General features: G+C 71.3%; 20 protein-coding genes. 11 read left to right on the top strand and 9 right to left on the bottom strand.

The window, feature by feature from the left end; all coding sequences use genetic code 11:
• Positions 1-113: 113 nt before the first annotated feature.
• The 4 genes from ACSHV8_RS41450 (at position 114) to ACSHV8_RS41435 (ending at position 4,365) form a co-directional block, all read left to right on the top strand.
• On the top strand, positions 114-725 hold the full coding sequence (locus ACSHV8_RS41450) for an LppU/SCO3897 family protein (RefSeq protein ID WP_436525193.1): 612 nt from the start codon (positions 114-116) through the stop codon (positions 723-725).
• A gap of 107 nt (positions 726-832) precedes the next feature.
• Positions 833-2,038: an AAA family ATPase gene (locus ACSHV8_RS41445; RefSeq protein ID WP_436525191.1), complete on the top strand. Its 1,206-nt coding sequence runs from the start codon at positions 833-835 to the stop codon at positions 2,036-2,038.
• Positions 2,039-2,065: 27 nt separating this feature from the next.
• Positions 2,066-2,674 carry a DoxX family protein gene (locus ACSHV8_RS41440; protein ID WP_436525189.1) on the top strand — a complete coding sequence of 203 codons (609 nt, stop codon included), beginning with the start codon at positions 2,066-2,068 and terminating at the stop codon, positions 2,672-2,674.
• Positions 2,675-2,877: 203 nt separating this feature from the next.
• Positions 2,878-4,365 (top strand): glycosyltransferase family 87 protein, encoded by a 1,488-nt coding sequence (locus tag ACSHV8_RS41435; RefSeq protein ID WP_436525187.1) that lies wholly within the window; start codon positions 2,878-2,880, stop codon positions 4,363-4,365.
• A 583-nt stretch (positions 4,366-4,948) separates the two neighbouring features.
• Here ACSHV8_RS41435 and ACSHV8_RS41430 read toward each other — a convergent pair.
• The 4 genes from ACSHV8_RS41430 to moaC are packed head-to-tail and all read right to left on the bottom strand — an operon-like array spanning position 4,949 to position 7,571.
• Positions 4,949-5,377, bottom strand: coding sequence for a molybdenum cofactor biosynthesis protein MoaE (locus ACSHV8_RS41430; RefSeq protein ID WP_436525185.1), 429 nt, complete (start codon positions 5,375-5,377; stop codon positions 4,949-4,951).
• Positions 5,374-6,600 (bottom strand): molybdopterin molybdotransferase MoeA, encoded by a 1,227-nt coding sequence (locus tag ACSHV8_RS41425; protein ID WP_436525183.1) that lies wholly within the window; start codon positions 6,598-6,600, stop codon positions 5,374-5,376. The genes ACSHV8_RS41430 and ACSHV8_RS41425 overlap by 4 nt, the downstream gene beginning before the upstream one ends.
• A 9-nt stretch (positions 6,601-6,609) precedes the next feature.
• Positions 6,610-7,083 carry a MogA/MoaB family molybdenum cofactor biosynthesis protein gene (locus tag ACSHV8_RS41420; protein ID WP_436525181.1) on the bottom strand — a complete coding sequence of 158 codons (474 nt, stop codon included), beginning with the start codon at positions 7,081-7,083 and terminating at the stop codon, positions 6,610-6,612.
• On the bottom strand, positions 7,080-7,571 hold the full coding sequence (gene moaC / locus ACSHV8_RS41415) for a cyclic pyranopterin monophosphate synthase MoaC (protein WP_436525179.1): 492 nt from the start codon (positions 7,569-7,571) through the stop codon (positions 7,080-7,082). Before moaC ends, ACSHV8_RS41420 begins: the two co-directional genes overlap by 4 nt.
• A 455-nt stretch (positions 7,572-8,026) precedes the next feature.
• Here moaC and ACSHV8_RS41410 point away from each other — a divergent pair, with 455 nt between their 5' ends.
• The 5 genes from ACSHV8_RS41410 to ACSHV8_RS41390 all read left to right on the top strand — a co-directional run bounded on the left by ACSHV8_RS41410 (position 8,027) and on the right by ACSHV8_RS41390 (position 13,519).
• Complete coding sequence (locus ACSHV8_RS41410) at positions 8,027-10,543, top strand: putative bifunctional diguanylate cyclase/phosphodiesterase (RefSeq protein ID WP_436525177.1); 2,517 nt, start codon at positions 8,027-8,029, stop codon at positions 10,541-10,543.
• Entirely contained in the window at positions 10,540-11,757 is a 1,218-nt protein-coding gene (locus ACSHV8_RS41405) for a glycosyltransferase 87 family protein (RefSeq protein ID WP_436525175.1), read from the top strand. The genes ACSHV8_RS41410 and ACSHV8_RS41405 overlap by 4 nt, the downstream gene beginning before the upstream one ends.
• Positions 11,758-11,780: 23 nt before the next feature.
• A complete protein-coding gene (locus tag ACSHV8_RS41400) occupies positions 11,781-12,188 on the top strand; it encodes a zf-TFIIB domain-containing protein (RefSeq protein ID WP_436525173.1) in 408 nt (135 codons plus the stop codon).
• A gap of 323 nt (positions 12,189-12,511) precedes the next feature.
• Complete coding sequence (locus tag ACSHV8_RS41395; protein WP_436525171.1) at positions 12,512-12,901, top strand: hypothetical protein; 390 nt, start codon at positions 12,512-12,514, stop codon at positions 12,899-12,901.
• A gap of 204 nt (positions 12,902-13,105) precedes the next feature.
• Positions 13,106-13,519, top strand: a complete 414-nt coding sequence (locus ACSHV8_RS41390; protein WP_436525169.1) for a YbaB/EbfC family nucleoid-associated protein — start codon at positions 13,106-13,108, stop codon at positions 13,517-13,519.
• 150 nt (positions 13,520-13,669) lie between these two features.
• On the opposite strand, the gene dnaB is transcribed toward ACSHV8_RS41390, so the two are convergent.
• Positions 13,670-15,103 (bottom strand): replicative DNA helicase, encoded by a 1,434-nt coding sequence (dnaB, locus tag ACSHV8_RS41385; RefSeq protein WP_436525167.1) that lies wholly within the window; start codon positions 15,101-15,103, stop codon positions 13,670-13,672.
• Between the two features lie 410 nt (positions 15,104-15,513).
• Here dnaB and ACSHV8_RS41380 point away from each other — a divergent pair, with 410 nt between their 5' ends.
• Positions 15,514-19,923 (top strand): hypothetical protein, encoded by a 4,410-nt coding sequence (locus ACSHV8_RS41380; protein WP_436525164.1) that lies wholly within the window; start codon positions 15,514-15,516, stop codon positions 19,921-19,923.
• 185 nt (positions 19,924-20,108) lie between these two features.
• Positions 20,109-20,612, top strand: coding sequence for a hypothetical protein (locus ACSHV8_RS41375; protein ID WP_436525162.1), 504 nt, complete (start codon positions 20,109-20,111; stop codon positions 20,610-20,612).
• Positions 20,613-20,829: 217 nt separating this feature from the next.
• Here ACSHV8_RS41375 and rplI read toward each other — a convergent pair whose 3' ends face one another.
• The 4 genes from rplI to rpsF form a co-directional block, all read right to left on the bottom strand.
• The gene (rplI, locus tag ACSHV8_RS41370; protein WP_436525160.1) at positions 20,830-21,279 is read right to left on the bottom strand and encodes a 50S ribosomal protein L9; all 450 of its coding nucleotides are present in this window, start codon (positions 21,277-21,279) and stop codon (positions 20,830-20,832) included.
• A gap of 14 nt (positions 21,280-21,293) precedes the next feature.
• A complete protein-coding gene (gene rpsR / locus ACSHV8_RS41365) occupies positions 21,294-21,533 on the bottom strand; it encodes a 30S ribosomal protein S18 (protein ID WP_007073789.1) in 240 nt (79 codons plus the stop codon).
• Positions 21,534-21,595: 62 nt separating this feature from the next.
• Positions 21,596-22,177, bottom strand: coding sequence for a single-stranded DNA-binding protein (locus ACSHV8_RS41360; protein WP_436525157.1), 582 nt, complete (start codon positions 22,175-22,177; stop codon positions 21,596-21,598).
• Positions 22,178-22,242: 65 nt separating this feature from the next.
• Positions 22,243-22,533 (bottom strand): 30S ribosomal protein S6, encoded by a 291-nt coding sequence (gene rpsF, locus ACSHV8_RS41355; RefSeq protein ID WP_203743675.1) that lies wholly within the window; start codon positions 22,531-22,533, stop codon positions 22,243-22,245.
• Positions 22,534-22,763 lie beyond the last annotated feature (230 nt).

The raw sequence follows: 22,763 nt of genomic DNA, 5'->3' as shown, positions 1-22,763 counted from the left end.
GTAACGGTCCCGGCCGGCAGGCGCAGGTCGGGTTGTGGACAACGGGACGGAACCGTCCACAGCGCGCGGCGCACGCTACCGTGACATGCGGCAAAGCCGAGGAGGATGCCCCGATGTCGCACAACGGCCCGTATTCCGGACCGCCCTGGTCGGGCGGGCGGCCCGAGGAGCCGTACGCGGAGCCCTCCGATCCCTGGGGTGAGAACCGGAGCGATCCGGCCTGGGAGGCTCCACCGATCCCGCACCAGCAGTACCCGGCTTATCAGTCCCCGGCCCCGGCGCCCCCGTCGTCGCCACCGCCCCGATCCCAGCGCGGGTTCGCCGTCGCGGCCCTGATCGCGGTGCTCAGCGTGCTGGTCGGCGGCGGTCTGGCCACCACGGTGTGGTTCCTGCTCGGCCGCAAGGGTCAGGCCGAGACTCCGGTCGCCGACTCGTCCACCGCGGTGAACGCGGCTCGCCCGCAGACCAGCGCCGACGCGCGCTTCGCGGCCGTGGGTCAGTGCGTGCGCAACAGCGGCACCAACACCGAGCCGGAGCTGAGCATCGTGGCCTGCGCGTCCAACACGTACGAGGTGCTGAAGCGCTTCGACGGCAAGACCACGGGGGAGAAGGACGCCGTCGCGAAGTGTTCCAAGGTCACCGGTTACACGAAGTGGTACTACTACGACACCGAGTACGACGACGTCGACTTCGTACTGTGCCTGCGTGAGTACCCAGCGAACTGACTCTGACCCGCTCTAGCGGTTTCTAGCCCAGATCCTAGACAGCTTTAGAGCGACATATCGAGCGGACTCTAGCGTTCGTCCTAGATGGCCCGATACGGTGCTACGTCATGGATCCGGTGCGGAACCCGTACGCTCCCGGCGCCGGTCAGCGTCCCCCCGAGCTGGCCGGACGCAACCGTGAGCTGGACGCCTTCGACGTCGTGCTGGAACGAGTGGCCCGCGGCCGCCCGGAACGCAGCCTGGTGCTCACCGGCCTGCGCGGCGTCGGCAAGACGGTGCTGCTCAACACGCTGCGCTCGGCGGCCATCGGCCGGCTGTGGGGCACCGGCAAGATCGAGGCCCGGCCGGATCAGTCGCTGCGCCGCCCGGTCTCCGGCGCGCTGCACATGGCGATCCGCGAGCTGGCCCCGCACCATCGCGACCCGGAGCGGGTCGACGACGTGCTGGCCGTGCTCAAGGCGTTCGCGCTGCGGGCCAACGACAGCAGCTCGAAACTGCGCGACCGCTGGGCCCCCGGCATCGACGTGCCGCCCGCCCGGGGCCGCGCCGACTCCGGTGACATCGAGATCGACCTGGTCGAGCTCTTCACCGACGCCGCCTCGCTCGCCACCGACGTCGGCACCGGGATCGCCCTGTTCATCGACGAGATGCAGGACCTGAGCGCGACCGACGTCTCCGCGCTCTGCGCCGCCTGCCACGAGCTCTCCCAGCTCGGTGCGCCGCTGATCGTGGTCGGGGCCGGGCTGCCGCACCTGCCGGCGGTGCTGTCGGCGGCCAAGTCGTACTCCGAGCGGCTCTTCCGCTATCAGCGGATCGATCGGCTCGACCGGGACGCGGCCGACCTGGCGCTCGGGGTGCCGGCCGAGCGTGAGGGTGTGGACTACGACCAGGAGGCGCTCGACCTGCTCTACGAGAAGTCGGGTGGGTATCCGTACTTCGTGCAGGCGTATGGGAAGGCGACCTGGGATCACGCGCCGCAGTCGCCCATCACCGCCGGGGACGTACAGGTGGCGGCGCCGGAGGCGGAGAGCGAACTGGCCGTCGGCTTCTTCGGTTCCCGCTTCGAACGGGCCACCCCGGCCGAGCGGGAGTACATGCGCGCGATGGCCGCGCTCTCCAACGACCCCGGCAACGACATGGACGCCGCGGTGCCGACCTCGGACATCGCCGTGGCGCTGGGACGCAAGCCGGCCAGCCTGTCGCCGGCTCGGGACGCACTGATCAAAAAGGGACTCATCTACTCGGGGGAACGGGGCACGGTGGCCTTCACCGTGCCGCACTTCGGGCGCTACCTCCGTACGCAGCCGGTGTGATCCGCCGGAGACGGGTATAAGGAATTCATGAAGCCCGTCCGCGCCGCCGCCCGAGCCATGCTCGCCTCGATCTTCGTGATCAGCGGAGTCCGTGTGCTGATCAAACCCGGTGAGGGGCGCGTGCAGGCCGCCCGCCGGGTCACCGACCGGATCACCCCGCTGCTGGAGAAGGCCGATCCGCGCCTGCCCACCGACCCGGCGACGCTGGTCCGGCTCAAGGCCGGCACCGACGTGCTGGCCGGGTTGGCCCTGGCCACCGGGCGTTTCACCCGGCCGGCGGCCGCGGTGCTGGCCGTGGGCCTGCTCCCGACCACCTACGCCGGGCACCCGTTCTGGGCCGTGCCCAAGGATCGTCGCGCCGACCAGCAGAACCACTTCCTGAAGAACCTGGGGCTGCTCGGCGGGCTGCTGCTGGCCGCGGTCGACACCGAGGGCGAGCCGAGTCTGCGTTACCGCACCACCCACGCGGTCGATCGCGGTCAGCGGTCGCTGAGCCACGCGGTGGACCGGTCGCAGCGGTCGCTGACCCACGCGGTCGATCGGTCGCGGCGCGACATCCGGCGAGCCGTGCGCACCGCGAAGCGCGAGGCGAAGATCGCCGCGCTGTCCGCGACCGCGGCTCGGAAGCTTCCGTGACGCACCTGCCGTGATCGCACCTTCTGTGATCGCACCTTCTGTGCGCGACCCGAATGTACTAATTGTCGGAATAACAACCTACGAGCGACCGCTGCGTTAAAGCGGACGAAGGGTCTGCGCCTTCCACGCTCGCTTCCGCCCGGCTACATCCTGCCCTGGTGGCAGGCCGCGTCGTGCCCGGAGGACGAGACGGGGGTCGAGCCATGCCGGTCATCGAGAAACGCGCGCTTCGCGCTGCCCGAACCAGGTCCGCCCTGGTCACGGTCGGCGGTCTGGTCACTCTGGCGCTGATCTCCATCGCCCTTTCCCGGTACGGACTCAGCACGCTCGCCGTGACCCACGCGGCCGTGCGGGAATGGCTGGGTGGGGCCGAGCTCTACTCGTACCGCGAACCCTTCACCCAGGCCGGGGCCGCCCTGCCGCCCGCACTCGCCATCATCCTCGCGCCGCTCGCCCTGCTGCCGCTGAAAGCCGCCGGCTGGATCCTGGCCCTCGCCGGAGTGGCCGCGCTGCTGCTCTCGGCAGCTGCCCTGACCGCGCCGATTGCGCGACGGTACGGACGTCGGCGGGCTCCCCTGGCCCTCGTCGCGGCCGCGTTGGCCCTGTTCACCGAGCCCGTCCGGGCCGCCCTGGGTGAAGGCCGGCCCGAGCTGCTCCTGTTCGGCCTGATCGTGGCCGACCTGGTCGCACTGCGGCGGGCCCAGCAGCCGGCCGTGATGCGCTGCGCGATCACCGTCCCACCGCGCCGCTCCTCCTCCCTCGGCTTCCCCTCCCTCAACTCCCCCTCCCTCGACGACCTCCTCTCGTCGCACGGCTTCATCGGTGATCCCTTTCGGTCGAACCGCTCGTCCAGCTGGATCTACGAGTACCCCGCGGTTCCGCTGCGCTGGCCGCTCTGGCGGCCCGACGACCAGGTCGTTCCGCTACGGGATCGACTCCGGCAGGGCTGGCTCGACGGATCCTGGGCCGGCGTCGGCATCGGACTCGCCGCGGCCTTCGCGGTCACCCCGGTGATCTTCCTGGCCGGGCTGTTCGTGCTGCGCCGCCGCCGGGCCGCCCTGACCGCGCTCACCACCTGCGTCACCGCCACACTGGCCGGGCTGCTGTTCGCCCCGCGCGAAACCATGACCTGGTTCGGCAACACCCTGTGGGAACTGAACCGGACCGAATCCCTCAACGCACCCGGCAACCAGGCCCTCGCCGGGGTACTCGCCCGGCTCTACGGCTTCCCCGCCCCACCCGTCCTGGTCTGGCTCTCGTTCGCGGCGTTATTGCTGGCCGTGGGCCTGATCCGGGCCCGCTCGGCGATCGGTGCCGGCGACGACGTCACCGCCTTCGTCCTGATCGGCCTGGCCGCCGCCGCGATCGGCCCGATGACCACCCCGGCCGAGCTGATCTGGCTGGTCCCGGCGCTGCTGGTCCTGGCCGACGGCGCGCTGCGCCGCCGCGCGCCGACCCGCAGACCGCGTCACGCCAGGTTCGCCGACACGTTCCAGGCCGTCTCGGCCATTTGCGGGTACGCGCTCCTGCTCGCCGCCCCCACGACCCTGCTCCCCTGGAACGGCTACGCGGTCGCCCTCATCCTGCTGACCTCGGCTCTGCCCTGGCGCCCGGTCCCGCCGCCGGCGGCCCGCACCCACCCCGGCAAACGCGCCGCCGCGATCCCCGTCCCCCGCGCTTCCCGCCCTTGACCCCGACCACCCGCGACCGCCGCCCCGCGTCTACCCGTCCCGCACCACCCCAGAACCGGCAATCGCCGCCCCGCGCCTCCTGATCCCGCACCACTCCAGAACCGGCAATCGCCGCCCCGCGCCTCCCCGTCCCGCACCACCCCAGAACCCGGGGGGGCCGGAGGAACCCCTGAAAGCCAGCCAGACAGCGCAAGCCGCGGCTGGAGCTTGAGCTAGGCGGGCACACCGCGAGATTCCCGCACAGCGCGACGCGACGGGCGGGGGCGGCGCGGCGCGACGGCGGGGCGGCGACGTGGGGCGGCGCGGCGCGACGGCGCGACGCGGGGCGGCGGGACCGCGCGGCAAGCGGGGCGGGCTGCAGTGCGGGGTCGGCCGACGGCTGGGCCTGTGTAGTAGCGGGATGGGGCGGGACGGGGGTGGGGTTTGGTTTGAGCGGGACCAACAGCGGACGTCGCCCTGGAGGGCTGAGCGTTCTGGGCGCGCCAGCGCCCTGCTCAGCCCGGAAGGGTCCCCGCGGGAGCGACGATCTGGACCACCGCAGAGCGAGGCAATGAAGAATTTGATCTTGGGGTGGATCTGCCGGTCAAGGGCAATTAACCCACTCTTCCTGGCCGTCGGTGAAGACCTGGCGCTTCCAGATCGGGAGGCGGGCCTTGGCCTCGTCGACCAGGCGGGCGCAGGCTTCGAAAGCGGCCGCGCGGTGGGCGGTGCTGACGGCGGCGACCAGGGCCACGTCGCCGATCTGGAGGGTGCCGACGCGGTGGGAGATGGCGATCGCGTAGACGGCCGGATCGGCGGCGATCTCCTCGGCCACCTCTTGGAGGATCTTGGCGGCGGTGGGGTGGCCTTCGTATTCGAGCAGGGTGACGCCGCGGCCGTGGTCGTGGTCGCGGACGACGCCCTGGAAAGTGACGACGGCACCGGCTCGGGGGTCGGCGACGGCGGCCTCGTGGGCGGCCAGGTCGAGCGGGGTGTCGAGGACCTCGGCGAGGGCAACCTTCGAGGGGGTCATGGGCGCTCCCCGGGTAGCAGTGGGAGGGGGAGGAACGGGACCGTGTCGCCGGCGGCGATTTTGGTGCCGGGGCGGATGACGGCGAAGCCGTGGGCGTTGGCCAGGCCGCGGAGCATGGCCGAGCCGACGTGGCCGACCGGTGTGGCGACGCGGCCGGTGGGGTCGAGTGAGGCCAGGGCCAGGTGGGTGTCGCGGCCGCGGCCGGGGATCGGGGTGGCCGCCTCGACCAGCGGGAGGTCGGCGCCGAACGGGCGGCCGGCCAGGCCCGCGAGCAGCGGCGTGACGAGGCTGACCAGGGCGATCACCGCGGATTGGGGGTTGCCGGGGAGGCCGGCGAGGAAGCGGAAACGGCCGTCGGCGGCGGGGACGCGGGCCAGGAGCATCGGGAAGCCGGGGCGGACGCCGACGGTGTTGACCACATATTCGGCTCCGAGCTCGGTCAGCGACGGGTGCAGGTGGTCGACCGGGCCGTGCATCGTGCCGCCGGTGGTGCAGATCACGTCGGCGGTTTCCAGGCCTCGGCGGATCGCGGCGAGGTGGGCATCCAAAGTGTCCTCGACCGGGCCGGTGACCGAGGTCACGGTGGCGCCGCTGCGGCGCAGCCAGGACGGGACCTGCGGGCCGAGCGAGTCGCGGACACGGCCGGCGCCGGGCGGGCCGGAGGTGAGCAGCTCGTCGCCGAAGACCAGCACGGCCGCGCGGGGGGCCGGGCGGACGGTCAAGAACTCATATCCACTGGTGGCCGCGACTCCGATGACCGCCGGGTCGACCGGGGTGCCGGCCGGGAACAGCTCCTCGCCGAGGGTGGCCTCCTCGCCCGGCCGGCGCCACTCCGGCATCGACCGGGGGACGCCGGTGACCAGGCCATCGGCGCCGGTGGCGGACTCCTCGACGCGGATCAGCGCGGCCGCGCCCTCGGGGACCATGGCGCCGGTGGCGATCTCGACGCAGGTGCCGTCCGTGGTGAGGGGCGGTGGTGTGGCCCCGGCCAGGACCCGGCCGACCGGGCGCCAGGGGCCTTCGCCGCGGACCGCCCAGCCGTCGATGCTCGAGGTGGGGAACGCGGGCAGGGCGGTGAGGGCCCGCAACGGCTCGGCCAGGGTGCGGCCGTCGCCGTCGTGCAGCGGAACCCGCTCGGCGCCCGCCGAGGCGGCGAGGCCGGCCTGATAGGCCAGCTCACGGGCCTGCTCCCAGCCGACTGGGATGTTCTCGTCAGCGCTCACCGGTCAAGCCTAGTGATCCCCGCCGCGGATCTGGTCGAGCGTGTGGATAAGTAGCGGCCCGAGCACGGCCAGACCGTCCTTGGCGCCGCCGGTCGAGCCGGGCAGGTTGACGATCAGGGTGCGGCCGGCGACCCCGGCGAGTCCGCGGGAAAGGGCGGCCGCGGGGACCTTGTCGCGGCTGTAGGCGCGGATCGCCTCGGCGATGCCGGGGATCTCGAAGTCGAGCAGGCCGCGGGTCGCCTCCGGGGTGCGGTCGGTCGGGGTGACACCGGTTCCGCCGCTGGTCAGGATGACGTCGACGCCGTCGGCAAGGGCGGCTCGGAGCGCTTCGGCGACCGGGTCACCGTCCGGGACGACGACCGGTTCGTCCACTTCGCACCCCAGGTCACGCAGGCCGGCGACCAGACGGGGACCACTCGTGTCGGCGTAGACGCCGGCGGCGGCGCGGTTGGACGCCACGATGACTCGCGCTCGGATGGTCACGGGCGGTCCTCAGGTCGTACCCAATCGCCGGTTTTTCCGCCTTCTTTTCGCAACACCCGGACCGCGTCGAGGCTGGCCGCCGGGTCGACTGCCTTGATCATGTCGATCATTGCCAGGCCGGCGGTCGCAACCGCGGTGAGGGCCTCCATCTCGACGCCGGTGCGGTCCGCGGTCTTGGTGACCGCCGTGATGTTCACCACGTCGGGGCCGAGCTCCAGATCGACCGTGACGCCGTGCAGCCCGATCGGGTGACAGAGCGGGATCAGGTCGGGGGTGCGCTTGGCGCCCATGATGCCGGCCAGGCGGGACACCGCGAGGGCGTCACCCTTCGGCAGGCCGTCGGCCCGGAGCAACGCGATCACCTCGGGCGTGGTGCGGACCGCACCGGCAGCGACCGCCCGCCGGTTGCTCACCGCTTTTGTTGACACGTCGACCATCCGCGCGGCGCCCGTCTCGTCGACATGCGTCAGATGCGTTTCCTGGGGCATACCGGGAGTTTATAGAGCGATCAGGGAAGCCGCGTTCGCGTCCGGGCCGGATCGCCTTCACACTTTGTCCACACCGGCTTCGTAGGGTTCCGGCACTGGCCAGGGCACGTGCGATGACAATGAAAATTGTATTCGGCAGCACATTTGTCATCGCATTCAGTTGCCTTTCGGAAACTGTCAGTCACGAGCGGTCGGGCTCTTTCCGCATTATGCTCATACCGACACGATCTACTGGAAATCGGAATGGTTGCGGCCTAACGTTCTGCCCTGTCGCGACAAGACCACTTCACGGGTCGTTAGGGAACTTGGGCCACGGAACGTTGACGGATGAGGAGAAGTGCCATGCGCGGCAACACCGACTGGAGCTGAAAAAAGACAGGGATGCGCGAAACGGCGCATTTGAATAGCCTGGAACCCTGAGCTACTGCTCAGTTGCGTTCGGCGACGAGGACATCATGTCTGAGACCGGCACCATCGACGACGGGTCCGATCGGCGGCTGAAGCTGCTCATCGGCCTCGTCGTCATGTTGGGACTCGGCGCCTCCACGATCTGGGCGGTCCACGCCGCCCGCCATCCACAGCCGCGGCCGTCGGCGCTCATGCTGGCGCTGCTCACTGCCACGGTGATCGTCGCCCAGCGATGGCGGGTCTCCGTCCGGATCCGGTCCAGCCTCCTCGGCACCGCCTGGGGCGAGGTCCCGGTGCTGGTCGGGCTGGCCCTCATGCCACCCCTGTGGGTCCTGCTCTGCGTGGTCACCGGCCAGGGTCTGCTCAAGATCGCCACCCGATCGGGCCTCCGGAAGATCGCCGTCGCGATGGCCAAGGAGAGCCTGACGGTCAGCGCCGCGGCGGCCGTCCTGCTGGCCCTCGGGGTGCGGCCCGATCCGGCCGACCCCTACGTGCCCGTCCTGGCCCTGGTCGCCGCGATGGTCGCGTTCGCCGTGGTCGACCAGATGGTCTTCCTGCCGATCGTGGCCGCCGACACCGGCACCACCATCCGTCAGGCCGCGCGGCAGAACTGGACCGGCACGATCATCGGGCATCTCGGCCAGTTCCTGGTCTGCCTCGGCGTCCTCTGGGTTCTCGCCACCGACGCGAACGTGCTGCTCCTGCTGGTCGTCCCGCTCGTTGTGGCTTGCATGCACCTCTGGCAGTCGCGCACCACCCGGACGAGGCAGGAGCGCGAGTCCTGGCAACGCCTGGCCAAGGCCACCGACGAGCTGAACGCCGTCGACCTCACCCGGGTGCTGCACTCGGCGACGACCCGCGCGGCCCAGATCTTCTCGGCGGCCGAGGCCGCGATCGACCTCCCGGATCGGAGCGTCCGGGCGACCGGGAAGGTCGTGCTGAGCGACACCCCGCTCGCCGGCGGCCCGGCCCGGCCCGACGAGACCACTGTGGACCTGGTCGCGCACGACGGCGGCATGCGGGTCGGGGTGCTGCGGCTGCGCTTCGGCGGCACGGTCCGGCTGACCGAGGTCGAGCAGTACAAGCTGCGGACTTTCGCGTCGGCCGTCTGCACGGCGATCCGCAACGCGCAGGCGTACGCGCAGCTGGAGCGCATCGCCGCCGAGAACGCGCACGCCGCCACCCACGATCCGCTCACCGGGCTGCCCAACCGCCGCCAGCTGTACGAACGAGCCGGTCGCCTCTTCACCGACACCGGCCACGACGGCATGGTCGCCCTGCTGCTCATCGACCTGAACCACTTCAAGGAGGTCAACGACACGCTCGGCCACGCCGCCGGCGACGACGTCCTGCGCGAGGTGGCCGACCGGTTGAACGCCTCGGCCCAGCCCGGTGACCTGGTCGCCCGGCTCGGCGGCGACGAGTTCGCGGTGCTGCTCACCGGCCTGCCGACCCCGGCCCTGGCCGGCCATCGCGCGGCCACGATGCTGGGCGCGCTGGAGCCGAGCATCGAGGTCGAGGGCATGCGGATCACCGTCGAGGCGGCCGGCGGCATCGCGCTGGCGGCCGGCGCGGGCAGTGTCGAGGAGCTGATGCGACGGGCAGACATCGCCATGTACCAGGCGAAACGTGCCGGCGAGCCGACAATGATCTACGCCCACGCGCGGGACACCGCGGACGTCGAGCGGCTGATGCTCACCGGCGAGCTACGCCGGGCGGTCAACGAGCACGAATTCACTGTGGACTTCCAGCCGATCGTCGACCTGGGCAGCGGCGAGGTGATCTCGGCCGAGGCGCTGGCCCGCTGGAAGCACCCGGACCAGGGCGATCTCGACCCGACGCAGTTCCTGGAGGCGGTCGAGCGTTCCGGGCAGCTGCCGGCGTTCGCCGACGCGGTGCTGGAGCAGTCGCTGCTCGCCATGCAGACCTGGCGGGAGGCCGGCTTCGACCTGCCGGTCGCGGTCAACGTGTCACCGCGCAGCCTGCTCGACCCGAACTTCCCGGCCGCCGTGCTGGCCCGGCTCGAACACCACGACGTGTCACCCGGACAGCTGATTCTGGAGCTCGCCGAGACGCTCACGCTCAGCCAGATCGACGTGGTCGAGCGGACCCTCGCGGAGCTCCGCAACGCCGGCGTCCGGCTCGCGGTGGACGACTTCGGGACCGGGGTGTCCTCGCTCTCCGTGCTCTCCCGGATCCCGGTGCACGAACTCAAGATCGACCAGGAGTTCGTGGCCGCGGTGGAGACCTCGGCCGAGGCCGCGGCGGTCATCCGAACCACCGTCGACCTGGCCCGCAACCTGCATCTGACCGTGGTCGCCGAGGGCGTCGAGAGCGAGCCGCAGCGCCGGGCGCTGTGGGAACTCGGCTGCCTGGCCGGGCAGGGCCACCTGTTCGCCCGGCCGCTGTCGGCCGCGCGGTTCCTCGGAACATTGCAACGCGGCTCGGGCGGGCGACCCGGGGTTCTGGCCTCGGCGCTGCACGACGCCGGGGCCGTGGTGCGCATGCCCGTCCGCCGGGCCGCCGGAGCAGGGAGATCTTCTCTGCCACACTTGCCGGCGTGACCAAACTCGCCACCAGACTTACGGTCGATCTCGGGCTGTATCTGATCTCGGCGGCATTCGCGCTGGTCACCGGGCTGACATCGACGCTTCTGCCGCATCGGGGCTGGGGCTTGATCGCCTGGTGGGGCTACCTGGCGGCCACTCTCGTCGTGCTCGTCCAACTCCTCGTGCGCAGTGCCGCCGCCGATCGTTTCCGGGCATGGCTGGCCTGGGCGACGTGGGCCGCGGTGGCGCTCGTACCGATGGTCGTGGAGGCCGTGCAGCGCGCCGGTGGGCGTACCGACCGGGCCCAGGAGGAAGTCCTGGTCGTCGAAGCGATGGGGAAGTCGCTGGTCGAGCACGGGACGCCGTATCTGAGCCGTACCGAGATCGCCGCGCTCCCCCTCGACGAGCGGTTGATGGGCTACCGGCCGTACCAGCCGGGCATGGCGATCTTCGGGCTTCCGCGGGCCGTCGCCGGTGATCACTGGTGGACAGATGCCCGCATCTGGTTCGCGATCACCGCCGTGCTCGCGGTGGGCGCGGCGGTCACTCTCCTGCGTTTTTCCCACCCCTTTCCCGTACGGGCCATCCAGGCGGCCACCGTGCTCCCCGTGACCGCGTTGACGCTGGCCACCGGCGGCGACGACATCCCGGTGCTGGCGCTGTGCCTGCTGGCCCTGGCCCTGGCCGCCACCGGACGGTTCGGCTGGTCCGGGGTGGCCGTGGGCGTCGCCGCGGCCGCGAAACTGTTCGCCTTCCCGGTCGTCGCCGTGCTCGCCGTCCTGGCCGTGGTCACCGGGCGGGGCCGCCGGTTCCTGCCGTTCGCGGTCGGCCTGCCGGTGCTCGCCCTGGTCCCGCCGCTGCTGGTGAACGCCGACTCGCTGATCGAGAACGTGCTGCGGTTCCCGCTCGGGCACGGCCTGGTCACCAGTCCCGCACAGTCCCCGTTCCCGGGCTACCTCATCGCGCAGAACCTGCCCGGCGGGCACGTCCTGGCCGCCGCGCTGCTGGGCGGGGCCGCGCTCGTGATCGGGTGGCTACTGCTGCGCCGCCCACCCCGCGACGCCGGTGCCGCGGCCTGGTTCTGCGGGTGGGGGCTGCTCGCGGCGATCCTGCTGATGCCGACCACACGGTTCGGGTACCTGCTCTATCCGGCGGCGTTCCTGGTCTGGGCTTCACTTCTCTCCCCTGCTGCACAGGAGACGCACAGGTTCTTCCGCCCCACGGCGTGACATGGCCTTGTACCGTCGGTTAGATGCAGATGACCTGTCCCAAGTGCCACGGTGAGATGCGGGTCTACGAGCGCAGCGGCGTCACGATCGACCAGTGCACCGAATGCCGCGGCATCTTCCTGGACCGTGGCGAGCTGGAAAAACTGTTCGCAGCCGAGGCCAACTACAACCGAGCGCCGTCGGCGCCGGGGCCGGGCTCACACACGCCGCCGCCCCCGCCGCCGCCGGCCCCGCACGGTGGGCACGGATACGTTCCGCCGCCCCCGCCGCCGCCCGCGTACGGGGCTCCCGTGCACCACGCGCCGGCCGCGCACTATCCGCCGCCGGCTCCGCACTACCCGCCGGCGGTGCCGCACTACGGGCATCACGGGCACTATCGGCACCACGGGCACTACCGTCGTCGCGGGTTCCTGCACGACCTCTTCGACTGACCGCCGGGTGTTTGTTTGACGGCTCGTTCATTTGCTGACTGAACGCGGGGTCTGTCCCGGCTGGCTTCGGCCGATCGGGGCAGGCCCCGTGTGCCGTCTGCGGGTTGGCGGCGCCTTGCGGCTTTTGCCGCGCTCGACCCCTCTCCTTCGGCTTCTTCGGCTTCTTCGGCTCCTTCGACCGCGAGGCCGAGGCCGCTCACGCCCGCTGGGGCCGCTGATGCGCTGCGACCTTCGACCGTCCCAGCGGCGTCGCCCGGTTGCGGACCACTACCGCCCGCGCCGCAGCTCGGGCAGCAGCGGCCCTGGCCCCGGATCGGGCAGCGGTGGATCAGAAGGCCGCGGATCGAGACGCGCACGGTCTGGGCGACGGTCGCGATCACGCTCCGAACACTGAGCCTCGGCGGATCACCCAGGGGCTCGTCCTCGCACTTCCGGATCTTCTCGCCACCTTGATCACCGAGGAGGCCATTCACCACTTGGACCTCATCAGCAACTGGTCGGCGACCCCACAGCCAGCCGATTCGGCGATGGACGTGGCGCTCGCCACATTTGCCGGTCTACTCGGTGATACGCGTCTGCCCGCGGTTTGGGACGGCCGCGAGACGTTACTGATGTGCACGGGCCGGACGCCGCTGACCGAGAGCGACCATGCGTACCTCGGACCGCGATTCGCCGACTTCCCGTTCTTCGGCCTCGCCAGCAGCAGCAACTGATCTCCGTCGAGCCATCGCCGGACACCCGACAGTGGCGTTGATCACGCTCCGTGACCACAATTCGGAGTCATCCCGTCACTTTAAAGTGAGCTATTTCGATAGCTCTCTCTTTTCGTTCGCGTTACGAAGTCGATGGAATACGCAACGTCGCGGATCTTGGGTATTGTCACGTCGCCCCCTGTCGCGGCGAACGGAGGAAGAACCGTGACTGAAACTGCTGATCGTGCGGCGAATCAGGCGCTGCGCAACGATCTTGAGGACGTTTACGGCCGGTACGAAGAACTACGCTCCGGAGTGGACGAGCTACAGCGCAGCCTGGCCACCATGCAGGTGAGCGCCGCGTCCCCGGAGGGCGCCGTGCACGCCACCGTGAACTCGGACGGCGACCTCATCGATCTGCGTCTCGACCCGCAGGCGTGCCGCGAGTGGAACGTCGACACCCTGGCCCGGGTGATCGTCGAGACGGTCCAGCACGCGACCGCCGGCACGCACCGCCAGGTCGAGCAGCTGGTCACCACCCACCGCCAGCCGGACGAGGTCACCGACCCCGCCCAGCACCAGCCGGCCGGGCCGAGTCACCACGAGCTTCCCGCCCACGTCCGACCCGAAGCGGCCTGACCAGCTCAAAAGCATGCCGCTGGACCCGCATCGTGTCGCATGTGGGCAGTCGGTTCGGATCGTCGCTCCCGCGGGGGCCGGGAACGACGATCTCGCCGGCGCCGGCTCGTCAGCGGGCGAGGGTCTCCCCCGCCCGCTGCGGAAGCTTCGTCAGATCGCCATGTCGACGAAGCGGGACAGGTGGAGCTGGGCCGCCACCGTGATGGTGTCGGTCGGGCCGTTACGGTGCTTGGCCACGATGAAGTCGGCCTCGCCGGCCCGCGGGGACTCCTTGTCGTAGTAGTCGTCGCGGTGAAGCAGGATCACGACGTCGGCGTCCTGCTCGATGGAGCCGGACTCACGCAGGTCGGACAGCTGAGGGCGCTTGTCGGTGCGCTGCTCGGGGCCACGGTTCAGCTGGCTCACGCCGATCACCGGACACTCGATCTCCTTGGCCAGCAGCTTCAGGCCACGGGACAGCTCGGAGACCTCCTGCTGGCGGCTCTCCGTCTTCTTCGGCGAGGACATCAGCTGGAGATAGTCGATGACCAGCATCTTCAGGTTGTGCCGCTGTTTGAGGCGGCGCGCCTTGGCCCGGATCTCCATGAGGTTCATGTTCGGCGTGTCGTCGACGAAGATCGGCGCCTCGCTGATCTCGCCCATGCGCCGGGCCAGCTTGGTCCAGTCGTCGTCGGAGAGCTGGCCGGACCGGAGGGTGTGCAGCGGAACCCGCGCCTCGGCCGAGAGCAGCCGCATCACCATCTCGATCTTGCTCATTTCCAGGGAGAAGATGGCGCTGGCGCAGCCGTGCCGGATCGCCGCGTTGCGGGCGAAGTCCATGCTCGCGGTCGACTTTCCGAGACCGGGTCGACCGGCCACGATGATCAGCTGGCCCGGGTGCAGGCCGTTGAGCAGCCGGTCCAGGTCGGCGAAGCCGGTCGGGACGCCGGACATCACGCCGCCGGCCGCGCCGACCGCCTCGATCTCGTCGAGCGTGGGCTGCAGCATGTCGCCGAGGGCGGCGAAGTCCTCGCTGACCCGCTTCTCGGTGACGTCGTAGATGGCCTGCTGGGCCAGGTCGACGATGTCGTCGACGTCCCGGCCGCCGTTGCCGCCCGTCCCATAACCCAACTGCGTGATCTTGGTGCCGGCCTCGACCAGACGGCGCAGGATCGCCCGTTCCGACACGATCCGCGCGTAGTAGGAAGCGTTGGCCGCGGTCGGGACGCTCTCGATGAGCGTGTGCAGGTAGGGCACACCGCCGACGCGCTGCAGGTCGCCACTGTCGGCCAGCGCGGCGGCCACGGTCAGGGCGTCGGCCGGCTCGCCCCGCCCGTACAGATCGAGGATGACGTCGTAGACCGTGGCGTGGACCGGCCGGTAGAAGTCGTTGGTCTTGAGGATCTCGACCACGTCGGCAATCGCGTCCTTGGACAGCAGCATGCCGCCCAGCACGCCCTGCTCGGCCGCCACGTCCTGCGGGGGTGCCTTGTCGAAGTGGCCCCCGCCGGAGGACTCGGAGCGGGAGAAATTGCCGCCCTGGGGTCCCCCGGACGGCTGAGATGGGGGACGCGGATCCGGCCGTGCGTCGTCGGTGATCGACACCGGGACATACCCCCTAAATGATCATGCCGCCATCACGATCGAACTACCCTCACACGATCCGTTCGGCCGAACCTGTCGAGACTTCAGCAGAACCAGTCGATCAGAGGGATGGCCCACTCTACGAACCCGGCCATCACCAGCCCAACTGCTTCGGTGGACGAGTCTTGGGACAAGCTGTGGACAGACCCCCTCAGACTGTGGGCAGTCCTGTGCACACCATGTGGACAACTCTTGGGGAAAGAGCCTCAGCTGCACTTTTCCGGCCGCTTCCTGTGGAAGGCAGAAAAGCTGATAGATCTGCGAAAATACCGGGTCGGGTGAGCAAGCCGTCGCTGTGAGGCGTTGCGGTTCCGTCTCCGGCACGTCACCCTTTTCAGGTGGACCAACGGGAGTGGGACTATGGCGCCCGCATGTCGCGCGATCGGCGCGCTGCGGAGGCTTGGCCCGTTCCCGAACCGGAGATCGACGAATCCGGCACCCGGTGGTCGGCGCTGACCGATACCGGCAGCATGACGCCGAGCCCCGAAGCACTCACCTGGCAGCGCCGGGCCGACGCGTGGGCGCAGCAGAGTGAGGTCGAGCCCTACTCGGGTGGCGGCGGTCAGGCCATCGAGCCGGCCAACCGCTGGTCCGACGTCGCCGCGACCGGCCGTCCGACCTTCCCGGCCGACGGCGCCGGCTGGCGCACGCAGACCTCGGAGTGGCGGGCCACCGGCGCGCGCTGGCGGCAGACCACCGAGTGGCGCTCGTCCACCGGCTCGCACGTCTGGCGCTCGACCACCGAGGCCTGGCAGTCGGACAACGAGGCCGAGACCTCGGTCGACCGTCCGGGTGGTACGCCGGATCGCCCGACCATCTCCGGCACCGCCTGGCCCACTCCCGCGCTGGAGTCCGGCCAGAGCACCCGCGACATCTCCTCCAGCTGGTCGGATACACCGTCCTGGCAGCGCGACGCGGATCCGCCCGGCCGGGCCGCGACCACCCCGGTCGAGCAGACCTGGAGCAGCTCCAGCACGCCGTCCTGGCAGCAGCCGTCCGCGCCGACCCCGTCCTGGCAGCAGTCCGGCCAGACCCCCTCGTGGCAGCAGCAACCGCCGCCGCCGAGCCAGACGCCGTCGTGGCAGCAGCCGTCCTCACCCACCCCGTCCTGGCAGCAGCAGCCGCCGTCGCAGCGACCGGCCGATTCCTGGTCGTCGTCCGCGTCGGCCGGCGGTTCGTGGTCGTCCGAGAGCGCCGCCCCGTCGTCGTCCTGGGACACCGGGCGCCGCACCCCGGGGGAGAACACGACCGACGTCGGCGGCTGGGACCGTTCCGACGGCCCGGGCTGGCAGGGTGGCCCGCGCGACGACGGCCGCCACTTCGTCCGGGAGGACGACCGCGCCGCCTGGCGCCGCGCCGACGACGAGTGGTCGACCCGTCGTGGCCGCCGCCGAGCGCCCGAGCCGGATGTGCAGCCTTCCGGCGGCACCGGCTGGTCCGGCACCCACGACACGGACAACTGGGCCGGTCACGCCGATACCGGCAACATCCTGGCGCCGGGTTCGCCCGCGCCCGATCCCGGTCCGCCCGCGCCTTCCTGGGGCAGTCGTTCCCTCCGTCGTGACTACGACGGCGGCGAGCCTCCCCGTCGCGGCTACGCCGACGAACCCAGCGGCGCCTACGGCGACCGCAACGGCCAGACCCCTATTCAGTACGGTGTTCGCCCCCCGTCCGCGCGCCGGGCCGCGCCCGACAGTCCCCCGCAGGCTCCGGGCGGCCCGATCGAGAACGGCGCCGCCTCCGGTGGCCTGCCCGAGCGCCGGCGCGGCGACAACGGCCCGCCGGAACGCCAGCGTCCCGACAACGGTCCGATGGACCGGCAGCGCGCCGACGGCGGACCCGCGGACCGGCAGCGGCCCGACGGCGCCCTGCCGGAGCGTCAGCGGCCCGACGGCGCCCTGCCGGAGCGTCAGCGGCCCGACGGTCGCCGTGGCCGCGGGCCGAAGCGCTACAACGCGAACCCGACGAACTGGCGCGAGGACACCTCGTCCTGGGACGCCGAGGCCGACGACACGAGCAACTGGACCCGCGACCCGGACACCGGCCAGTGGAGCCGGGCCGACGAGGACCCGCGCGTGCTGGCCTGGCGGGCCGAGGCGGCCCGCCGCGAGCAGATGCGCGAGGAGGAGGGCGGCCCCGCTCCGGCCGAGCAGCCCTCCGGCCCGGCCGGCTGGGGTGGCGGCGGTCGTCGCGGTCGTCGTGACGACGAGCCCAGCGGCCCGGTCGGCGGCATGCCCGGCGGCCCGTTGCCGGCCGGCGGCATGCCCGACGGTCCCGGCGCCCGGCAGCGGAGTGCCATGCCCGCGCCGCGTAGCGCCATGCCGTCGCCTGCTCCGCGCAGTGCCATGCCGGCGCCGGGCGGTCCGATGCCGTCGTCGGGCAGCGGCGGTTGGTCGAACACCGGGGCGGCCATGCCCGGCCCGGCGACCCCGCGCAGCGCGATGCCCGGCGGCACGCCGTGGAACGGTGCCGACCAGCCCGACCCTTCAGCTTCCGGCCGCTTCCGCGCCGATCAGTACGAGTCGGGTCCGTATCCGGCCCAACGCAGCGCCCCCGAGGCGTACGGGAATGAAAGCGGCGGCCGGCGACGTGCGCCGGAGCCGGAACCCGAGGCCTGGCCGGGCCGTCAGGCCCGTCGCGACGACGAGTACGCGGCGGAGGGCTGGCGTCAGGGCCCGATGCCGCCGCGGCCCCGTGAGCTTCCGGCCGGACGCTCCGACTGGTCCGAGCCGGGTTACGGCGCTGCCCAGCGCGAACTCCCGCCCGGCCGTCGGCCGGAGGAGTCCGAGCCGCGGGCCAACGGCTACGGCGCTCCCGAGCCGGGTAACTGGTCGGATCGCGGCCAGCGGGCGAACGGTTACGGCGGTCCCGAGCCGGATCGTGGTCGTTACGACGCTCCTGAGCCGCGTCAGGGCGGTTACGGTGCTCCGGACCCCCGGCAGGGTGGCTACGGGGCTTCGGACGCTTACGGTGCTCCTGAGCCGCAGCGCGGGCCCCGCCAGGGCGGGTATGACGAGCCGTCCTGGTCCGACTCGCGCCGGGTGAACGGTGCTCGCGAGCTGCCGCCCGGCAATCCGTCCTACGGCATGCGTGAGCTGCCGGCCGCACCGCAGCGGCGGGACGACGGCTACGGCGATCCGCGCAAGCCGGCGTACGGCGCGCAGCGTGAACTACCCAGCGGCCCGACCTCCTGGGACGATCAGCAACCACCAGCCTTCGACGAGGAGACCGATCGGTACGGAAATCCGCGCCGACGGGATGACCGTGATGAACCCCCTTTCGGGGGTGGGGGCGGCGCGCCCCGTGGCCCGGGTGACCGACGCGCCCCCGAATCGGTAAACGGCACTTCCTGGAACGACGGAAACGGCGCGGCCACCGGCGGCTGGAACGGCGGCGGTGAGCAGGGCAGCGGCGGCTACCGGCGGGCCGCGGCCCCGGACGGCCCCGACTATCGCGGCGGCCCCCCGGTCGACGGCGGTTTCCGAGCCGGTGCAGACGGTCCCAGCGGCGACTGGCGGGCCGAGCTCAACGGTGGCGGCGGTGCCGCTCCGGTCTCCGGCGCGGCCGGGTATCGGGCGAGCGCGGCTCCGGGTGGGGACTGGCGCGCCGACCTGAACGGTGGCGGCGGGACTGCCACCAGCGCGGCTCCGGTCTCCGGTTATCGGGCCGCGGCGGCTTCCGGCGGGGAGTGGCGAGCCGAGCTCAACGGCGCCGCCGGCCCGAACGGCACCGGCTTGAACGGAGTCGGGCTCAACGGCGCGGACGTCAACGGGATGACCGCTACGGCGGTCACCACCGCGGTGCCTGCGGCCGGGGATTGGCGGGCCGAGCTGAACGGCACCGCGTCCGGCGCGGCGCCAGTCTCGGGCGCGGCCGGCTACCGGGCCGGCGTGGCCACCGGCAGCGCACCCGTCTCCGGCGCGGCCGGATATCGGCCCGCCGCGGCTCCCGAAGGGGACTGGCGGACCGAACTCAACGGCGGCACCCCCACCGCGCCCACCTCGGGCGCGGCCGGCTACCGCGCGACCGCCGGCGCCGACTGGCGCACCGACATGGGTGCAGCCCCGGTCTCGGGGGCCGCCCCGGTCTCCGGCGCGGCCCAGGTGTCCGGGGCCACCGGCTACCGGGCCACCACGGATGCGGCGCCCGCGGCCGACGACTGGCGGCGCGAACTCGCCCGCGAGACCGCGCCGGCCGACGGTGAGCCGCAGCGGTTCAGCACCTCGGACTTCCCGCGTTTCCAGTCGAGCGGCTCGGCCGCGGTCGACGGCGGGTCGAACCTGGCTCTGAGCGCCACCTCGCTGATCTCCACCCCGGCCGCGGCGCCCGGGGAGGACACGTCGTGGCCGCCGCGGCGCGATGTGAGCGGCGCCCTCTTCGAGAACACCGGGTCCTACGAGCGGCGCCCGGTCAGCAGCGGTGTGCTCTCCGGCCGGCAGAACGACCTGCTCGACCCGGACGACGAGGAAGAGGAAGAGAAGTCCAACAGCCCGCTCGCCGCGGTCGGATACACCGTCGTCTGGTACGGCGTACCGGTCGTCCTGTTCGTGATCGGCATCCTCCTGCTGAACGGCGGCCAGCGCGCCCACGCCCTGCAGACGCTGGCCAACGCGGCGCCGGAGTTCGGGATCTCGCTGGGGTTGAGCATCGTGGTCGCCTTCGGGCTGCGCTTCGCCACCACCGCCTGGAAGTCCGCGAGTGTCGGCCTGGCCGCCGCGGTCGTCGGCGGTGGCCTGGCCACGGTCCTGAGCTCGGCGATCACTGGCAACAGCCTCAGCTGACGTCCGCCCGGCGACCGCTTCGGCCCGCAGCCGACGGCCGGAGGTAGACGCCGATGTCGCCGGTTTGAAACCGGGCGGGGTCGGTCACCGACAACGGGCCGGCCGGCATTCGAGGCGATGAGGGCGACGGCGGCGCGCGAGATAATCGACCACCGCGTCCGCGGATTCGGTGGGGAGGGATGACGGTGACTTCGGGAGTGCCGGTGTGGCTGCTCGACGTGGACGGCGTGGTGAACGCGTACCGCGCCGGCTGGTACGGCGCGCCCCGGGTCGTGCAGGTCTACTCGGCCGGCGATGCCTACGACTACCGGATCCGCTACGAGCCCCGGCTGGTGGAGGCGATCCGCCGCATCCACGTCGGCGGGCGGGCCGACGTGACCTGGTGCAGCACGTGGTGCAGTGACGCAGCCGGCCTGGAGCGGGCGTTCGACCTTCCCGAGCTGCCCCGGGCCTTCCACGAGCGGGTCACCGGCGCCGCCGCGTCCGAGGCGAAGCTCGCCGCGGCCCGCCGGGTGATCGCCTCCGGCCGGCGCCTGATCTGGACCGACGACGTGGAGATCGACCTGCACTCCGAGGTCTGCGAGCCCTGGGCGGCCGACGGCCGCGCCCTGCTGATCAGCCCGAACGCCACCCGTGGCCTCCGCAGCCGGGACCTGCGCCGCATCGAGCGCTTCCTCCAGCTGCCCTGACCACGGTCGCGCCGGGCGCGCAGCGGCATCCCGACCACGATCCCAAAACCGAAAAACCCGATTTGGTACGGCGGTGAGCGGATTGACGCCGGTCCCGTTCCAGGGCCACCGCCGGCCTTGCCACGCCCCCCGAGCTGCCCCGCCCGTGGCGGGCCGGGAAGCACGAACGGCATGCCAGGTCGGAACCCGGCATGCCGTTGCGTGGTGGAACGGGGTGTTACTTGGCGGCGACCACGTTCACCGGGAACGTGGCGGTCACCTCGGGGTGCAGCTTGACCTGGACGTTGTACGCGCCCGTGGTCTTGATGTGACCCGGCAGCTCGAGACGACGACGGTCCAGCGAGGGGCCGCCGGCGGCCTTGACCGCGTCGACGATCTCGGCCGGGGTGATCGAGCCGAACAGGCGGCCACCGTTGCCGGTGCGCGCGCTCAGCGTGACCTTCAGGCCGGACAGCTGCTCCTTGACCTCGGTCGCCTGGCCCAGGTCACGGATCTCGCGGGCCTCACGGGCCCGCTTGATCACGACGACCTGCTTCTCGGCGCCCTTGGTCCACTGGATGGCGAAGCCCTGCGGAAGCAGGTAGTTACGGCCGTAGCCGTTCTTCACCTCGACGATGTCGCCGGGGGTCCCGAGACCCGAAACTTCCTGCGTGAGGATGATCTTCATCTGGGTGACCCTCCTCAGCGCGCCGTCGCCGTGTACGGCAGGAGCGCCATCTCGCGGGCGTTCTTGACCGCGCGGGCGATCTGCCGCTGCTGCTGAGAGGTCACCCCGGTGACACGACGGGCACGGATCTTGCCCCGGTCGGAGATGAACTTCCGCAGGAGCGCGGTGTCCTTGTAGTCGATGTAGGTGATCCCGTCCTTGTCGAGCGGGTTCACCTTCTTCTTCGGCTTGCGAAGCGCCGCAGCCTTAGCCATTGCTCTTACTCCTGTTGTGATCCTTGCCGAAGGCGCGCCGTCGGCAGAGTGAGCCCGAGGGCTCAGAAGGGAGGCTCGTCGTCGAACGAGGAGTTGCCGCCACCGCCGGAGCGGTTGCTGGAAGCCGGAGCAGCCGTGGCCCACGGGTCGTCGTAGTCGTTGCTGCGACCACCACCACCGCTGTTGCCGCCACCGCTGTTACCGCCACCGCCGTTGAACTGCTGACGGTTGCCGCCACCACCTCCACCGGAGGCACCGAAGCCACCACCGCCGCCGGAACGACTCGCCTTCTGAACCTTCGCCGTGGCGTAGCGCAGAGACGGGCCGATCTCGTCGACCTCGAGCTCGTAAACGGTGCGCTTCTCTCCCTCTTTGGTGTCGTACGTCCTCTGACGCAGCCGGCCCTGCACGATGACCCGAGCGCCACGCTGCAGCGACTCGGACACGTGCTCAGCGGCGTCACGCCAGATGCTGCACGCCAGGAAGAGTGGCTCGCCGTCTTTCCATTCGCCCGACTGCCGGTCAAGGGTCCGCGGGGTGGAAGCGATGCGGAATGAACAGACCGCCGCCCCCGATTGGGTGAAGCGCAGCTCAGGGTCGTTGGTCAGGTTGCCAACAACCGTGATTACGGTTTCTCCAGCCATGAAACTTCTCCTCGCCGCTCAAGTCGTTGATGCAAAGGGTCTCAGGACCCTCTGACAAAAACGCCTCAGCGGGTCTCGGGACGGATGACCTTGGTCCGCAGAATGGACTCGTTGAGCTTGAGCTGACGGTCCAGCTCGACCACGGCCTCGGGCGTCGCCTGCAGGTCGATGACCGCGTAGATGCCTTCAGCCTTCTTGTTGATCTCGAACGAGAGCCGGCGACGGCCCCAGACGTCGAGCTTCTCCACCGAGCCACCCGCGGTCCTGATCACGTTCAGGTACTGGTCGAGCGACGGGGCGACGGTGCGCTCCTCGAGCGAAGGGTCGAGGATCACCATCAGTTCGTAATGACGCAAGACATTCACCTCCTGTGGGCTATACGGCCACGGCATTTCCGTGGCAGGAGGTCTTGTGCCGCACGCAGAAGAAAGCCGTGGGAGAAGGAACGCCCACGGCGAACAGTCTGCGAACCGAGCCAGCATACCCAGGTGAGGCGCTCTGTCCCAAAACGAAGACCCCGTCCGTGTGGACGGGGTCTCGTTCCTGCAGAGCCGCGGGGCGTCCGGTCCGGTTCGTTGGGTGGGAC

Origin of the sequence: Actinoplanes sp. HUAS TT8 (assembly GCF_051380535.1) — a bacterium.
GTDB lineage: Bacteria > Actinomycetota > Actinomycetes > Mycobacteriales > Micromonosporaceae > Actinoplanes.
Note: the sequence above shows the minus strand (reverse complement) of the source record. Positions and strands in the feature narration are given on the sequence as shown.

What these genes read in the sequence shown, in the direction of transcription:
- ACSHV8_RS41410 (WP_436525177.1), top strand. Translation starts at nt 8,027, where the DNA reads ATGTCTGAGACCGGCACCATCGACGACGGGTCCGATCGGCGGCTGAAG.
- ACSHV8_RS41380 (WP_436525164.1), top strand. Translation starts at nt 15,514, where the DNA reads ATGTCGCGCGATCGGCGCGCTGCGGAGGCTTGGCCCGTTCCCGAACCG.
- rpsR (WP_007073789.1), bottom strand. Translation starts at nt 21,533, where the DNA reads ATGGCTAAGGCTGCGGCGCTTCGCAAGCCGAAGAAGAAGGTGAACCCG.
- ACSHV8_RS41430 (WP_436525185.1), bottom strand. Translation starts at nt 5,377, where the DNA reads ATGACCCCCTCGAAGGTTGCCCTCGCCGAGGTCCTCGACACCCCGCTC.
- ACSHV8_RS41440 (WP_436525189.1), top strand. Translation starts at nt 2,066, where the DNA reads ATGAAGCCCGTCCGCGCCGCCGCCCGAGCCATGCTCGCCTCGATCTTC.
- ACSHV8_RS41360 (WP_436525157.1), bottom strand. Translation starts at nt 22,177, where the DNA reads ATGGCTGGAGAAACCGTAATCACGGTTGTTGGCAACCTGACCAACGAC.
- ACSHV8_RS41450 (WP_436525193.1), top strand. Translation starts at nt 114, where the DNA reads ATGTCGCACAACGGCCCGTATTCCGGACCGCCCTGGTCGGGCGGGCGG.
- ACSHV8_RS41435 (WP_436525187.1), top strand. Translation starts at nt 2,878, where the DNA reads ATGCCGGTCATCGAGAAACGCGCGCTTCGCGCTGCCCGAACCAGGTCC.
- rplI (WP_436525160.1), bottom strand. Translation starts at nt 21,279, where the DNA reads ATGAAGATCATCCTCACGCAGGAAGTTTCGGGTCTCGGGACCCCCGGC.
- ACSHV8_RS41400 (WP_436525173.1), top strand. Translation starts at nt 11,781, where the DNA reads ATGCAGATGACCTGTCCCAAGTGCCACGGTGAGATGCGGGTCTACGAG.
- ACSHV8_RS41445 (WP_436525191.1), top strand. Translation starts at nt 833, where the DNA reads ATGGATCCGGTGCGGAACCCGTACGCTCCCGGCGCCGGTCAGCGTCCC.
- moaC (WP_436525179.1), bottom strand. Translation starts at nt 7,571, where the DNA reads ATGCCCCAGGAAACGCATCTGACGCATGTCGACGAGACGGGCGCCGCG.